Here is a 231-nt window from a genome sequence, read left to right on the forward strand (position 1 = left end):
ACCGCTTGCCTGAATTGCCACGCAGCATTGCCGCCGCCGTTTCTATCGATGCCACAATCGGGTAGCTCGGAGACGTGGAGGTGTGCATCATAATGGCTTCGTTGAACGTGTCTTCATCATAGTCGCCCTTAATGTGGATCAGCGAAGCCTGTGACAACGCCGCCAGCATCTTGTGGGTGGACTGGGTTTCAAAAATCACCTTTCCCGGTACCCGTTCGCCGCTCATCCCGC

The 231-nt window shown here is 55.8% G+C and carries 1 pseudogene; it reads right to left on the reverse strand.

The features are described 5' to 3' along the window. Nucleotides 1–231: pseudogene (locus tag FDX22_RS22105) on the reverse strand (lysine decarboxylase LdcC); the annotation flags it as partial.

This window comes from Citrobacter sp. TBCS-14, from assembly GCF_005280805.1.
In the GTDB taxonomy this organism is placed as follows: Bacteria; Pseudomonadota; Gammaproteobacteria; order Enterobacterales; family Enterobacteriaceae; genus Citrobacter; species Citrobacter gillenii.